The 15,129-nt window shown below is 64.1% G+C and carries 11 protein-coding genes; 7 read left to right on the plus strand and 4 right to left on the minus strand.

Annotated features, from left to right (window positions below; translation table 11 throughout):
- Positions 1-221 precede the first annotated feature (221 nt).
- Together HNQ40_RS02880 and HNQ40_RS02885 are read left to right on the plus strand one after the other, a co-directional pair.
- Complete coding sequence (locus HNQ40_RS02880) at positions 222-1,031, plus strand: uracil-DNA glycosylase (RefSeq protein ID WP_184676198.1); 810 nt, start codon at positions 222-224, stop codon at positions 1,029-1,031.
- An 88-nt stretch (positions 1,032-1,119) separates the two neighbouring features.
- The gene (locus HNQ40_RS02885; RefSeq protein WP_184676200.1) at positions 1,120-1,689 is read left to right on the plus strand and encodes an REP-associated tyrosine transposase; all 570 of its coding nucleotides are present in this window, start codon (positions 1,120-1,122) and stop codon (positions 1,687-1,689) included.
- Between the two features lie 74 nt (positions 1,690-1,763).
- Here HNQ40_RS02885 and serA read toward each other — a convergent pair whose 3' ends face one another.
- The 4 genes from serA to hemL all read right to left on the minus strand — a co-directional run bounded on the left by serA (position 1,764) and on the right by hemL (position 7,201).
- Complete coding sequence (serA, locus tag HNQ40_RS02890; protein ID WP_184676202.1) at positions 1,764-3,452, minus strand: phosphoglycerate dehydrogenase; 1,689 nt, start codon at positions 3,450-3,452, stop codon at positions 1,764-1,766.
- A 143-nt stretch (positions 3,453-3,595) separates the two neighbouring features.
- Positions 3,596-5,143 (minus strand): sulfatase family protein, encoded by a 1,548-nt coding sequence (locus tag HNQ40_RS02895; protein ID WP_184676204.1) that lies wholly within the window; start codon positions 5,141-5,143, stop codon positions 3,596-3,598.
- A 120-nt stretch (positions 5,144-5,263) separates the two neighbouring features.
- Positions 5,264-5,827 carry a rhodanese-like domain-containing protein gene (locus HNQ40_RS02900; protein ID WP_184676206.1) on the minus strand — a complete coding sequence of 188 codons (564 nt, stop codon included), beginning with the start codon at positions 5,825-5,827 and terminating at the stop codon, positions 5,264-5,266.
- Positions 5,828-5,857: 30 nt separating this feature from the next.
- Positions 5,858-7,201 (minus strand): glutamate-1-semialdehyde 2,1-aminomutase, encoded by a 1,344-nt coding sequence (gene hemL, locus HNQ40_RS02905; protein ID WP_184676208.1) that lies wholly within the window; start codon positions 7,199-7,201, stop codon positions 5,858-5,860.
- A gap of 174 nt (positions 7,202-7,375) precedes the next feature.
- On the opposite strand from hemL, the gene HNQ40_RS02910 reads away from it, so the two are divergent.
- The 5 genes from HNQ40_RS02910 to pnp all read left to right on the plus strand — a co-directional run bounded on the left by HNQ40_RS02910 (position 7,376) and on the right by pnp (position 14,616).
- Positions 7,376-8,452, plus strand: coding sequence for a hypothetical protein (locus HNQ40_RS02910; RefSeq protein ID WP_184676210.1), 1,077 nt, complete (start codon positions 7,376-7,378; stop codon positions 8,450-8,452).
- Positions 8,453-8,549: 97 nt separating this feature from the next.
- Positions 8,550-10,268, plus strand: coding sequence for a sulfatase family protein (locus HNQ40_RS02915; RefSeq protein ID WP_184676212.1), 1,719 nt, complete (start codon positions 8,550-8,552; stop codon positions 10,266-10,268).
- Between the two features lie 3 nt (positions 10,269-10,271).
- Positions 10,272-11,699 carry an alkaline phosphatase D family protein gene (locus HNQ40_RS02920; RefSeq protein WP_184676214.1) on the plus strand — a complete coding sequence of 476 codons (1,428 nt, stop codon included), beginning with the start codon at positions 10,272-10,274 and terminating at the stop codon, positions 11,697-11,699.
- 230 nt (positions 11,700-11,929) lie between these two features.
- Positions 11,930-12,199, plus strand: a complete 270-nt coding sequence (rpsO, locus tag HNQ40_RS02925) for a 30S ribosomal protein S15 (RefSeq protein WP_184676216.1) — start codon at positions 11,930-11,932, stop codon at positions 12,197-12,199.
- Positions 12,200-12,447: 248 nt separating this feature from the next.
- On the plus strand, positions 12,448-14,616 hold the full coding sequence (gene pnp, locus HNQ40_RS02930) for a polyribonucleotide nucleotidyltransferase (RefSeq protein ID WP_184676218.1): 2,169 nt from the start codon (positions 12,448-12,450) through the stop codon (positions 14,614-14,616).
- The last annotated feature ends 513 nt before the right edge of the window (positions 14,617-15,129 follow it).

Genomic DNA, 15,129 nt, shown 5'->3' on the forward strand with positions numbered 1-15,129 from the left:
CGGGTCACGGGGCCCAGCGGTCGGCCGGGACGCCCAAGCTGGGCATCTTAACACCTGTGATAACTCGACCCAAACCGTGGTCCAGGGGTCAGATTTCGTGGTGTACCCCGTAGGTCAGGCATGCTTGCCTGACGCGAGTGACAAAGCCGTGTCAGGCAAGCATGCCTGACCTACCGAGAGAGACATTGCCCCGCAAATCCGGTGCGGTATGCTGGTCACCAATGAGCGATGTACGCACAGCACGGGTTCTGCGGCAGCACGTCGAAACCGATCGGCTGCTCGGGGTCGATGCGGTGCCTCGAGGGGCCGTCGTCCCCGTCCAGGCCCCGCCTGCTGCGGCAGAACCCGCCATGCCACGCCCGGCAGCGACGCCCGCCGCCGCTCCTGCACGTCCCACACCCACTCCACCCCGCCGCCCCACCGGCCCCGTGCCACAAGACCGCGAAGGCAAGGCCGCAGCTCTCGCCGAACTGGCCAACGAACACGCCCAGTACTGCAACTTCTGCCTGAACAACCCCGGCTACACCCAGATCGTCTTCGGCGAAGGCGATCCCGAAGCCCAGCTCATGATCGTCGGCGAAGGCCCGGGCGCCGAAGAAGACCGCCAGGGTCGGCCGTTCGTCGGGGCCTCGGGCCAACTGCTCGAGAAACAGCTCGGCGCGATGGGCCTGAGCCGAGAGCAGGTGTACATCGCCAACGTGGTGAAGTCGCGCCCGCCGAACAACCGCACGCCCACCCCCGCCGAGGCGGCCGACTGCGGCATCTACCTCAAACGCCAGATCGAGATCATCGCCCCGAAGGCCATCCTCACCCTCGGCGGCCCCGCGGCCAAGTACCTGCTCGACACCACCACCGGCGTCACCCGCCTCCGCGGCAACTGGCACACCTACCACGACGCCGACCCGCCGATCCCGGTCATGCCCACGTTCCACCCCGCGTACCTGCTGCGCTCCTACACCCCCGAAAACCGCCGCACGGTTTGGGGGGATTTGCAGAAAGTGATGGAGCGGTTGGGACTGCCTGCGAAGTAATCTTCTCTTCGTAGGTCAGGCATGCTTGCCTGACACCGGTTAGGGAGAAAGACACGTCAGTCAGGCATGCCTGACCTACAATGGCAGCATGCCTAATTTCCGGAGGAATTTCGTTGAAGGCGGCACCTTCTTCTTCACGGTGGTTACAGGCAGACGACTCCCAATTTTTGCAGATCCCGGTGCCGTGGATTTACTCCGTGATGCGATCCGTGAAACGAAGGAATGCCTGCCGTTCGAGATCGTCGCCTCGGCGATCTTGCCAGATCACCTCCACATGATCTGGGCTCTTCCGACGGGCGACTCCCGTTTTGACCGGCGATGGTCGAGTATCAAACGGAATTTCACTGAACGTTGGCTAAGCCGCAACGCCGTGGAAAACGAGATTTCGGTTAGCCGCCAACGCGAACGCCGCCGTGGAGTTTGGCAGCCGCGATACATCGAACACACGCTGCGCGATGAAGCGGATTTGGAGAACCACGTTGGCTACATCCATTTCAACCCGGTCAAGCACGGCTACGTGAAACAGCCGATTGACTGGCCGTACTCTTCGCTACATCGTTATGTGGAAAGAGGTTGGTTGACGCCGGATTGGGGTTGTGGCTTAAACGATCCCGATCAAATTCAACAGAACATAGACATCGATCTGCTGGACCCGTAGGTCAGGCATGCTTGCCTGACGCAAGTTACAGAAAGGCCGTGTCAGGCAGGCATGCCTGACCTACATCAATAGCATCAAGCTTCGGGCAGATGCACCGATGCGATCTTCAGGATGCCTTCGCGTTCGCCGAGGGCGTCGTTGAGTTCGTAGCTGGCGGCCTCGTCGAGTTTGAGGAGCATGAGCGCGGTGGCGCCGCTGCCGTCGGCGTTTTCGCGGCGGCTGATGGTCATGTCGGCGATATTGACGCCGGCCTTGCCGAACTCGGAGCCGACCAGGCCGATCATGCCGGGGCGGTCGTCGTTCTGGATGATGGCCATGTGCCCGGCGGGGACCATGTCCATGGCGTAGCCGTTGATCTCGACGACGCGGGGCTGCAGGTCGTCGTAGACCCGGCCGACGATCTTGCGGACCTTGTCGGCCTCGTGGTCGGGGGCGTCGTCGACACAGCCCTTGGGGCCGTGGATGGTGAAGGTGAGCTGGGTCGGGGCGGACTTGGCGTGGTCGAGTTTGGTGATGCGGGTCTCGATGTCGCGGCTGTCGGCGATGCTGCCGACGTTGATGACGTTTAGGGGCGTGTCGAAGTGGCGTTGCAGGAGGCCGACGAGCGCGGTGCGTTCGATGGTGCCGGCGGCGGGGCCGAGCTCGACGCCGCAGATCTCGATGTCGAGTTCGCTGACGCCGCGGGTGACCATCGGGCTGATCAGGCGGGCCATGCGGTCGGCGAGGCTGACGTAGGCGGCCTGCTGATCGGTAAGGTCGACGCGGACGCCGCCGGCGTTGACCGCCCCGCTGATGCCTTCGCCGCGGAGGTAGGACAAGCAGGCTTTCGCGGCATCCACGGACACCGCGGTCTGGGCTTCTTCGGTGCTCGCGCCCAGGTGCGGGGTGACGAGGATGTTCGGGTGGGTGCGGAGTGGGCTGTCCTCGGCGGGCGGCTCGCTGGTGAAGACGTCGAGCGCCGCGCCGGCACACTGGCCGGAGTCGCAGGCGGCGACGATGTCGGTCTCATCGACGATCCCGCCGCGGGCGGCGTTGACGACGTAGACACCCTTCTTGCAGAGGGCAAAGGTCTCGGCGTTGAGCATGCCGGTGGTCTCGGGCGTCTTGGGCACGTGGAAGGACATGACGTCGACGTGGGGCACCATCTCTTCGAAGGTGCGGAAGGTCTTGACGGTGTGGCTGCCGAGCTGGATGTCGGTGTTGACGAAGGGGTCGTAGCCCACGACGGTCATGCCGAAGGCCAGCGCACGCTCGGCGAAGGTGCGGCCGATGCGCCCGAGGCCCACGACGCCGACGGTCATGCCGTGGAGTTGCCGGCCCTTGAATTTGTTGCGGTCCCAGCCGCCGTCGCTCATGGTCTTGTAGGCCGGGCCGACCTTGCGGAGCAGGGCCATCATGAGGGTGAAGGCGTGCTCGGCGGTGGTGATGGTCGAGGCCTCGGCGGTGTTGACGACGAGGATGCCCTTGTCGGTCGCCGCGGCGAGGTCGATGTTGTCGACGCCGACGCCGGCCCGGGCGATGACCTTGAGGTTGCCGGGGTTCTCGAGCATGGCGGGGGTGACTTTGATGCCCGAGCGGACGGCCATGGCGTGGACGCCGCCGGCGGCGAGGAGCTTGCCGACCTCTTCATCGACGGCTTCCTGGCCCTTTTCCTTCTTGAGGTCGACCAGGTCGGGGCGGTCCAGCAGCGTCGCGTCGGACTGGCTGTTGATGAAGTCGAGGCCCTCTTGGGCGAGTTTGTCGGCGGCGAGTAGGGTGAACATAGCGGGCCTGTGTGGGGGTGGGGATGCGGGAAGCGGGGCATTTTATCAAGTCGGCATCGCCGCGCAGGGCACAAGAAAACCCCGGCGGTCACCTTCCGCCGGGGCCTTGGAGGAATACAAGATGGAGACCGGTGGGATGTCGATCAGTTGGCCGATTGGGCCATCGGCGGGGTCGACCGCTCGCCGCTCTCACGCCACCGCATGAACTCATCGTACATCTCTTTGACGCGCTCGGCGTGGTCGGGGTGGGTGAGCAGGTTCTGCTCTTCCAGCTCCAACGGGTTGTCGTAGAGGTTGAACAGGGCGACCTTTTTGAACTCGGTCTGGGGGTGGTTGCTGTCAATGATCAGCTTCCACGGGCCGCGGCGATTGATCAGTTCGTGGTTGCTGCCGCCCTGCAGCGGGAGGAAGCGGTCCAGGTCGTCCTCGGCCTCGCCCAGCAGCACCGGGAGGAGGCTGAGCGAGTCCATGGCCTGGTTTTTCTTGAGCGTCTGCCCCAGGACATCGGCGATGGTGGCGACGATGTCGCGGTTTGCCACGGGCTGGGCCGACTCGGAATCAGGAGCGATCTTGCCGGGCCAGACGGCGAAGAAAGGCACGCGGTGGCCGCCTTCGTGGGGCTGGTTCTTCGAGCCGCGCAGGCCGTTGAACGAGATGTGGCCGAGTTTCTCGGCTTTGCCGTCCCGCAGGCCGCCGTTGTCCGAGCAGAGGAAGATCAGGGTGTTGTCGTAGACGCCTTGCGCTTTGAGCGCTTCGACGATCGCGCCGACCTGCTGGTCGAAGTCGGCGATGATGTCGACGTGGGGCGTGGGGCCCTGGCCGGCGATGAGTCGGCCGTTGAACTCCTTGGGGGGCAGGTGCGGGATGTGGACCATCGGGCTCCAGAACACCAGCAGGAACGGCTTGTCCTGGCCGGCCTGATCTTCGATAAACGCGGCGGCCTTGTCGGCGAGCATCGGGCCCACACGGCGGGTGTCCCAGTGCGAGTCGCCCACGCCCGGGCCCTTGTCCGAGACAAAAGCGGGATCGAGCGCGTTGGTCTTATCGAGGTACACAAGCTTGGAGTCGTCGGAGAACGGGTACCAGTCGCCGTTTTCGTAGGCGGTGTAGAGCGGGCCCTGGATGCCGGCGGGCATGGTGAAGCTGTAGTCGAAGCCGATCTGTTGCGGGCCGCTGCCGACCATGCGGGAGACGTCGACCTGCTCGGGCTTGGCTTTGTGGTTTGCGCCGCGGTAGACCTCGGTGCCCTTGGCGTTCATGAAGTCGCCGCCGAGGTGGTACTTGCCGATGAAGCCGGTGGTCAATCCGCCCATCTGCCCGACGCGACCGAGGGTGGCGTCTATCTTGGTGATGGGGGTCTGGCGGAACGAGCTCCACACGCCCCAAGGCGCGACGCTGCGGTGGTTGAGGTTGCCGGTCATGGCGCAGTAGCGTGTCGGCGAGCACAGCGCGGTGGACGAGTGGCCGTCGCTGAAACGCATGCCTTCAGTAGCCAAGGCGTCCATGTAGGGCGTGGCGACGAACGGCTCCTTGCCGGTGCGGAGCTTGTGGTAATAGCCCACGTCCCCGGGGCCGAGGTCGTCGGCCATGATGACCACGATGTTGGGCGGGGCCTCGGCCACGGCGGGCTTGGCAAAGGTGAGGCAGGCGCAGAGGAGGAGAAAAGCAGGCAGATAAGTATTTAATCTCATGCAGACAGTTTACCAACGGCAAAAAATCCTGACCAGCATTTCACCCATGAAATCGATTCGGGGCGCGAAAACAGGGGAAATGGGCAATCCCGCGTTCGGTGCTGCCGCCTGAAATCCGCCTCAGCCGGGGGACGCGACGCGGTTCCACGGCATCTTGCCCAGCAGGATCGCCATGCCGCACCAGCCGCTGGCCCCCGCGAAAAACAGACCGCAACCCACGAAGGCCGGGACCGCCAAAAACCACGGCGAGACCGTCACCCCCAGCAGCACGCCCGTCGCCACCAGTCCCCCCGCGACCATCTGCACCTGCCGCATCACATCGATCTTCGGGGCAGAGGCGCTGCGCTCCACCGGCCGCCCCGCCGCCTTCCACGCCTCGATGCCGCCCGCCAGGTGGAAGACCTGCGTCTCGCCGTTCGCCTGGCTGAACCGCCCCGATGCGTCGGCCGAGCGTTTGCCGCCTTTGCAATGAAACACCAATCGCTGCCCCGGATGCTTGTCACGCAGCGCTTTCCCGTCGAACGACGACAACGCCATCGACGCACTCCCCTCGATCCGCTCGGCGGCCCGCTCGAACGGCTCACGCACATCAACCAACACGATCTCGCCATTGGCCAGCGACGCCTGCACGTCTGCCGGGGAAAGGTCGATCGGGGTGACGGGTTCGGAGGTTGCAACATTCATCTCAAGCTCCTGTGTTTGAGGTGATGACCATTACGCGATCGCTGCCGCCGCGGCGAAGGCCTTGCGTGCCGCGGCGAGGGTTTGGCTGATCGCCTGCTCGTCGTGGGCGGTCGAGACGAACCACGCCTCGAACGCGGCAGGGGCAAGCATGACGCCCTCGTCCAGCATCGTGCCGAAGAACGCGGCGTATCGGTCGGTGCGCGTGGCGGTGGCATCGGCGTAGTTGTGCACCTCGTCGCCCTCGGCGTCCACGAAGAACGGGCAGAGCATCGAGCCGACACGCGTGAGGTAGATCGGGCAGCCCGCTTCCGCGGCGGCCTCGCGCAGGCCCGCTTCGAGCGTGGCGGCCGTCGCTTCGAGTTGGGCGTACACCGCAAAGTCATCCGCCGCCAGCGAATCGAGCATCGCGGTGCCGGCCGCCATCGCCAAGGGGTTGCCGCTCAGGGTGCCGGCCTGGTACATCGCCCCATCGGGCGCGACCTGCCGCATGACTTCTTCCTTGCCGCCATACGCCGCGCAGGGCAGGCCGCCGCCAACCACTTTGCCCAGGCACACCAAGTCGGGCGTGACGCCGTAGAGCTTCTGGGCCCCGCCGTAGTCCACGCGGAAGCCGGTCATGACTTCGTCAAAGAGCAGGTAGATGCCGAACTCGTCGCAGAGGTCACGCAGGCCTTGCAGGTAGCCCTCGGCCGGGGGCACGCAGCCCATGTTGCCCGCGATGGGCTCGACCGCCATCGCCGCGATGTCGCTGCCGTGCTCCTGCATCGCCGCGCGGACCGCATCCAAATCATTGAACGGCACGAGCAGCGTGTGCTCGGTCACGCTCTGCGGAACGCCCGGGCTGGAGGGCACGCCCAGCGTCGTCGCGGCGCTGCCGGCACTGACCAGCAGCGAGTCGGTGTGGCCGTGGTAGCAGCCGGTGCACTTGATGATATTGTTTTTCCCGGAGGCGGCCCGGGCCAGGCGGATGGCCGACATCGCCGCCTCGGTCCCCGAGTTGACGAACCGCACCACCTCGACGCCCGGCACCGCGTCCACGATCTTCTCGGCCAGGACGGTCTCGGCCTCGGTGGGCATGCCGAAGCTGGTGCCCTTCTGGGCCGCCTTGGCGAGGGCCGACGAGACTTCTGGGGCCGCGTGGCCGAGGATCAGCGGGCCGTAGGAGCAGACGTAGTCGACGTACTCGTTGCCGTCGATATCAGTGACACAGGCCCCCTGGCCCGAGACCACCGTCACCGGCTCCCGGCCCACGGCCTTGTAGGCCCGCACCGGCGAACTGACCCCGCCGGGCATGACTTTCCGGGCCCGGGCGTGGGCGGCGGCGGATTTGGTGTAGCGGTCGGTACTCGGGGCGGAGGGGGCGATATCACTCATGCCCGGAGTTTATCAGGCTGCCCCCCGGAGATCGCTGCGATCTTGCCGCCGCGGCCTCCCAACCGCCTCGGCCCGTCGGGGTGGATGGGGCCGATTCAGGTTCAAGCTCGGCAAAGCATTCCGCCGAAGTTAAAATGCCGCCACACGGATTCGCAGAGTCTGCCCCCCTTCACCATGTTGTACCGCCCCACCCGTTGGATATTGGTCTGTCTGCTCGCCTTCACCGCGACGGGCTGCTCGGTCATCGGACCCGAAGCCATCCGCGGCGGCCGGCTCGCCTACAACGAATCGGTCCAGGTCACCGGCGACCAGGAGCTCTTGCTCAACATCGTCCGCCTCCGCTACCGCGACACGCCGACGATCCTCCAGATCGCCAGCATCAACACCCAGTTCAACATGGAGACCCGCCTCAACGGCGGCACCACCATCGTGTCCTCCGCCGCGGAGAACTTCAGCGTCTCGGGCACCCAGTCCTATTACGAACGCCCCACCATCAGCTACCGCCCCGTGGTCGGCCAGGCGTTCATCCAGCAGATGCTCGAGCCGGTCAACGAAGACAAGCTCACCCTGCTCTACAACGCCGGCTGGCCGGTGGACACGCTCTTCGGCCTGACCGTCCAGTCGATCAACGGCATCCAGAACGCCCCGGGCGCCTCGGGCCCGACCCCCGAGCTCGACCCCGATTTCCGACGGTTCCAACTGGTGATCCGCGGCTTTCGTGACCTGCAGCGTGCCGGGCTGCTGACCGTGGGCCGCGACAAGGACAGCTCGCAGCTGCGCATCTCGCCGGACGTGGGGCTGCAGCAAGAGATCGCGTTTATCCAGAAGACGCTGGGGATCGACCCCGAAGAAACCACCTACAAAATCGCCCAGGCCACCGAAGCCGTTGAAAACGACACCATCGCGATCGTCCCCCGCTCGCTCATGTCGGCGATGTTCTACCTCTCCCAGGGCGTCGACGTCCCCGAAGGCGATATCGAAGACGGCCGGGTCTTCACCGCTCAGTACGCCGACGGCAAGCCCGTGGACTGGCAGAAGGAAACCAACAACCTCTTCCGCGTCCGCACCGGCTGGCTCGCCCCGACGAACGCCTACGTCAGCGTGAAGTACCGCGACCGCTGGTTCTACATCTCCGACAACGACCTGAGTAGCAAGACGACCTTCGCCCTGATCAGCCAGCTCTTCGCCATGCAGGCCGGCAACCTCCGCAACTCCGGCCCGGTGCTGACCCTGCCGCTCGGCGGCGGCTGATCCTCGGCAGGGGCGTTGAAGCCAACTCAACAATTAACAATTTCGCTCATGCAGGTATGATGGGGCCCCATTCCCCGGTTCCCTTCATGGAGATGTGATGTTTATTTCTCGGTTCACCCGGACGGCCTGCACGCTCGCCACCGCGTTGCTTCTCACCGCCCTGCCCCCCCAGGCCAAGGCAGATAAGCCCAACATCCTGTTCATCATGTCCGATGACCACACCACCCAGGCCATCGGCGCCTACGGCGGGATGCTGGCCCAGTTCGACCCCACCCCGACACTCGACCAGATCGCCGCCGAGGGCATGCGGTTCACCGCGGCACTCTGCTCCAACAGCATCTGCACCCCCAGCCGGGCCACGATCATGACCGGGCAGTACGGCCACATCAACGGCGTGCCCACCCTCAACGACCCGCTGCTCATCGAACGCCAATACCTCGCCCAGGAGATGAACGCCGCCGGCTACGACACCGCGGTCATCGGCAAGTGGCACCTCAAGAACCGCCCCGAAACCTTCGATCACTACCAGGTCCTGCCCAGCCAGGGCCTGTACTTCGACCCCGAGTTTTTCATCTGCGGCCAGGAAGAGCCCGTCGTCGTTGAAGGCCACAGCACCGACGTCATCACCGACCTGGCCCTCGCGTGGCTCGACGGCGAAGAACGAAACGCCGACAAACCCTTCTTCCTGAAGCTGCAATACAAAGCCCCGCACGACTACTTCGAGAACGCCCCGCGCTACAACGACTACCTCGCGGATGTGGTCATCCCCGAACCCGCCAGCATGTTCGACGACCCCTGCCACGGCTCGGTCGCGACCCGCGGCGTGGACGGCGAGCTTCACGGCGTGATCGGCACCTCCATCGGCCGACGCCACTACCGCCGCAGCTACGCCAAGGACTTCATCGCCCCCAAGCTCCCCCACGACGCCAACGAGTGGCAGCCCGAGATCGGCCCGACCGACCTCGAAGCCAAACGCGCCGCCTACCAGATCTACCTCAAGCGCTACCTCCGCTGCGTCAAGGGCGTGGACGACAACATCGCCCGCGTCGTCGCCTACCTCAAAGACAACGACCTCTACGACAACACGGTCATCATCTACACCGGCGACCAGGGCATGTGGCTCGGCGAACACGACTACCAGGACAAACGCTGGGCCTACGAAGAGTCGCTGCGCATGCCGCTGCTCATCCGCTACCCCAAGTCGATCCCGGCCGGCACGGTGTCGGACGCGCTGATCGAAAACGTCGACTTCGCCCCGACCATGCTCGACTTCGCCGGCGTTGAAACCCCCGAGTACATGCAGGGCAAGAGCTTCCGCTCCATCCTCGAGACCGGCGAGACGCCCGAGGGCTGGCGCGACGCGGCGTTCTATCAGTACTGGATGCACATGATCCACCACCAGGTGCCCGGCCACCTGGCGATGCGCACCGATCGTTTTAAGCTCATCTTCTTCCACGGCCGACCGCTGGTCGATCGTTACATGCCCTGGTGGGCCGAGGTCGCCAAGCACCCCACGCCCCCCGGCTGGGAACTCTATGACCTCGACGTCGACCCCGGCGAAAATAACAACGTGTACGAAGACCCGGCCTACGCCGACGACGTGAAGCGTCTCAAAGAGCGTTTTGCCGAGCTCATCGCGGAAGTCAAAGCAGACGACCCCAGCGCCGCGGGCTCGGATTTTGTGAAGCTGCAGATGGACGCCCTGCTGCCGTACCTCGAGAAGTACTGGGACGACACCCCGGAAAACAAAGCCGAGGCGGCCCGCATTTCACGCGAACTGCACGAGTTCATCTACGGCGAAAAAGCCGCCGAGTAAATCATGAAATACTGCATCGCCACCACGCTGCTCGCCGCCTTGGCGGTCGGCGGTTCCGCCTTTGCCAAGCCGCCGATCCCGACGCCGCCCGAGACGCCGGTGATCGGGCCGTGGGACCAATACTTCCTCCAGACGCTGTACAAAGAAGCGAACCCCGACACCGGGCTGGTCGAAATCGTCGGTACCGAGAAGTTCAACCAACACGTCGAGGAGACCGGCGTGAAACTCCTCGGCGGGCCGATGCTCGGCGGCATCACGCCCACCCAGGCCCGCGTGTGGGTACGCACCGCCGGGCCGGCCACCGTGCAGGTCGTCATCGACGACGAAATCCAAAGCGTCGAACGCCAAACCGGCCCGGACGGCGACTACACCGCCGTGCTCCACCTGGACGGCCTGGCACCCGCAACCGACTACACCTACGACGTTCTGGTCAACGGCCAACCCGTCTTCGGCGACAACAAACCAACGTTCAACACCTTCCCCCGCAAAGGCGATCCCGCGACTTTCAGCGTCGGCTTTGGCGGATGCGCACGCTACAACCCGCCGAAGGAACACGTCTGGGCCACGATCGCCTCGGTCAACCCCGACGCCTTTCTCATGCTGGGCGACAACGTCTACCACGACCTGCCCCAGCACCGCACCAAGCAGCGCGTACACTACTACCGCCGGCAGCTCCACCCCGACTACCAGAAGCTCACCTCGACCACGCCGATGTACGCGATCTACGACGACCACGACCTGGGCGTCAACGACTCGGCCGGCGGTCTGGGCGTGTACGAACCCGCTTGGAAGTACGAGTCGTGGAAAGTATTCCGCGAGAATTGGAATAACCCCTTCTACGGCATGGGCGATTCCTACCCCGGCTGCTGGTTCGACTTCTCCATCGGCGACGTCGACTTCTTCATGCTTGACGGCCGGTACTACCGCGACTTCAAACAAGGCACCATGCTCGGCCCAGTGCAGAAGATCTGGCTCCAGGAAAAGCTCAAAGCCTCGACCGCCACGTTCAAGGTGCTCGTCTCCGGCACACTCTGGACCGAACACGCCGACAAAGGCGGCAAGGATTCGTGGTGGGGCGTGAAGAAAGAACGCGAAGAAGTCCTCGGCCTGATCGACCGCGAGAACATCACCGGCATCGTCCTGCTGTCCTCCGACCGCCACCGCACCGAAGTGTTCAAGCTCGAACGCCCCGCAGGCTACGACCTCTACGAGTTCAACTCCGGCAAACTCACCAACATCCACACCCACGACCCCAACCCCCACGCCCTGTTCTCGCACAACGAAGGCAACTTCTTCGGGCTGCTGAAATTCGACCTCGCCCAGGACGACCCCACGGTCAGCTTCCGGGTGGTCACGATCGATAACGAGTTGGTCCACGAGACGACCGTCCGCGAGAGCCAGCTGCGGGCAGACGAGCCGAAGAGGCCCTAAACCGCCCCAGGCAGCCCGAAATCCGCGTTTTTGGCCCAAAAACGTGGTTAAGGCACGGCAATGCCGGGAAGATGAGGTGCGGCTTCGTGGGCTGATTTTGCCGTTTCACCGCCCCTTTGATACATTATTCGGCTCAAAACACGGCGGACAAGGTGTCCGCCTCGACCCCCGCACCGGCCCCAAAACGCTGGGCGGAGGGTGACCCGCCCCCTTTTGGAAAGAAGAACCCCATGAGCATCACCGCAGCCAAGAAAGCCGAAATCATCAAAGAGTTCCAACGCGACGAGAAGGACTCGGGCAGCCCCGAAGTCCAGGTCGCGGTTCTCACCCACCGCATCCGCGAGTTGACCGACCACCTCAAGGGCCACAAGCACGACTACTCGTCGCAGCGCGGCCTGCTCCAGATGGTCTCGACCCGCACCCGGCTGCTCAAGTACCTGGCCCGCATCGACCGTCAGCGTTACCTCGACCTGATCCAGAAGCTCGGCCTGCGTAAGTAAAACCAAACCACTCACACGCCTCGGCTCACCGGCCGTGGCGTGTTTTTCTAACTCGACCGATCGACGGATGATCGGCCGAAACACCAACCGCCCCGCCACACTCCATCAGGACCCTCAGAGCAAGAGAGCACGTCATCCCGCTGACCTTCCGTCAGCATCACGGATCATCTGCTCTCCTGCTCTTCTGAATCTCCTGCTCTGGCCCACGGCGAGGCCCACCCGCGCGATCCGCGCAAGGATATTCAGACATGCCTCTATCCGGACAGACCCGCGTCGAACTCGAAATCGGCGGCCGCACCCTCTCTATCGAAACCGGCGTCATCGCCAAGCAAGCCGGCGGCGCCGTGCTGGTTCAGTACGGCGAAACCGTTGTGCTCGGCACCGCGGTCCGCTCGAACCCGCGTCCCGGCCTGGACTTCTTCCCGCTCACCGTCGATTACCGCGAAAAACTCGCCGCGGCCGGCAAGTTCCCCGGCGGCTTCCGCAAGCGTGAAGGCGCTCCGAACCAAAAAGAAATCCTGACGATGCGGAACATCGACCGACCCATCCGGCCGCTGTTCCCCGCCAACTACTTCGACGAAGTCCAGATCCAATGCTGGGTCATGGCCGCCGACGGCCAGAACGAGCCGGATGTGCTCGCCGGCATCGCCGCCTCGGCCGCGCTGCACCTCAGCGACGCGCCGTTCCTCGGCCCCGTCGGCAACGTCCGCGTCGGCCGTGTCGACGGCGAGTTCGTCGTCATGCCCACCGCCGCCCAGGACGCCTACTCCGACCTGGACATGCTGCTCTGCGGCCACGAAGACGGCCTGAACATGATCGAAGTCGGTGCTTACGAGATGCCCGAAGACGAGATGCTCAAGGCCCTCGAGTTCGGCTACGGCTACGTCAAGCAGATCGTCGACCTGATCAAGGAACTCCGCGAGAAGGCCGGCGGCCAAGAGAAAAAGGTCGTCGAAGACACCATCCCCGCCGAGATCCGCGCCAAGGTCGCCGAGTTCGGCCCCGCCCTCAAGGCCGCCAAGACCTCCGAAGGCAGCAAGCTCGATCGCCAGGTCGCTGTGCGTGAAGCGATCAGCACCTTCAAGGAAGAAAACTTCCCCCGCCCCGACAAGACCGCCGGCGTGGGCGAGCAAAACGACTGGGACAACGCCATCAAGGCCGCGGGTGTCGCCATCCACGACCTCGAAGAAGAGATCACCAAGGAAATCATCCGCGGTGGTAGCCGGACCGACGGCCGCGGCTTCGACGACCTGCGTCACATCGAATGCCACACCGATGTCCTGCCCCGCGTCCACGGCTCGTCGATGTTCCAACGCGGCGAAACGCAAGCCATCGTCACCGCCACCCTCGGCACCGGCAAGGACGAGCAGATCGTCGACGGCCTGGGCGAAGAGTACTCCGAGAAGTTCTACCTGCACTACAACTTCCCGCCCTTCTCGGTCGGCGAAGCCAAGCGCATCACCGGCCCCGGCCGCCGCGAAATCGGCCACGGCAAGCTCGCTGAAAAAGCCCTGCTGCCCGTGCTCCCGGCCGTGAGCGACTTCCCCTACACCGTCCGCCTCGTCTCGGACATCACCGAGTCCAACGGCTCGTCGTCCATGGCCTCGGCCTGCGGCGGCACCCTCGCCCTGCTCGACGCCGGCGTGCCGATCAAGGCCCCCGTCGCCGGCATCTCCATCGGCCTGATCCAAGGTGAAGACGGCCAGGAAGACTGCTTCCTCACCGACATCCAAGGCGAAGAAGACCACTTCGGCGACATGGACTTCAAGGTCACCGGCACCCGCGAAGGCATCACCGCCATCCAGCTCGACCTCAAGATCCGTGGCCTCTCCATGGAGCAGATCGCAAAGACCTTCGAGCTGGCCAAGAAGAACCGCGTCCAGATCATCGAGATGATCGAAGCCGAAGTCCCCGGCCCCAAGGAGCTGTCGCCGCACGCCCCCCGCATGCTGTCGACCACCATCCACCCCGAGAAGATCGGCAAGCTCATCGGCCCCGGCGGCAAGACCATCCGCGCCATCCAGGAAAACTCCGGCGCGACCATCGAAGTCGAAGAAGACGGCACCGTCTACATCTCCGCGGTCGGCGGCGGCAAGGCCGAGAAGGCTCTGGAAGAAGTCGAGAAGCTCTGCGCTGAAGTGAAGGAAGGCGCCCTCTACACCGGCACCGTCACCAGCGTGAAAGACTTCGGCGCGTTCATCGAAGTCATCCCCGGCCAAGACGGCCTCTGCCACATCTCCGAACTCAAAGACGGCTTCGTCGACAAGGTCAGCGATGTGGTTTCGGTCGGCGACAAGGTCCGCGTGAAGGTCATCCTCATCGACGAGCAAGGCCGGGTGAAACTCAGCCGCCGCGCCGCGATGAAGGAAGAAGGCATCGAAGAAGAAGATGCTCCCAAAGAAGAAGCCGAAGCGTAATCCACGCCTCGGTCCACGACCGGACTCTTAAATACTTTAAGCACTCACCAACCCGCCATCTGGCGGGTTTTTTCTTAATGGAACATCCTGAATCAGGTCTACTCCCACTCAAACTTACGATAAGCCCTTATCAGATATCTATATGTGGATTAGTTTTTTTTACCCAATGCCCCATTTTCTCTTTGGCTGGCCCGCAATGGTGTTAGGATAAAAGTGTTGTTTAAGCACTTGTCACGATTGATCGTGTGGCAAGGCGGCCAAGGCGTCCGGCCGAGTTGTGGGCGCAATTGTTTGGTTCCTGGGGTAGACGGTCGTCACTTCTCATTCAGTAGCCGTCTACGGTTTCTAGGCCGTTCGCAAGAGTTTTGGGTGGGTTCACGCAGAGTCGTGCACCATGTCAGAGTTTCGGATTCCACAACTAAATTTTCGCCGTGAATCCAAGGCTGTTGGTCCCCTAGGGACCGTTGTGCTCGTTCCATGATGCGATTGATCACCGCACCGAGCCCAATCGAC

This window comes from Algisphaera agarilytica, from assembly GCF_014207595.1.
GTDB lineage: Bacteria > Planctomycetota > Phycisphaerae > Phycisphaerales > Phycisphaeraceae > Algisphaera > Algisphaera agarilytica.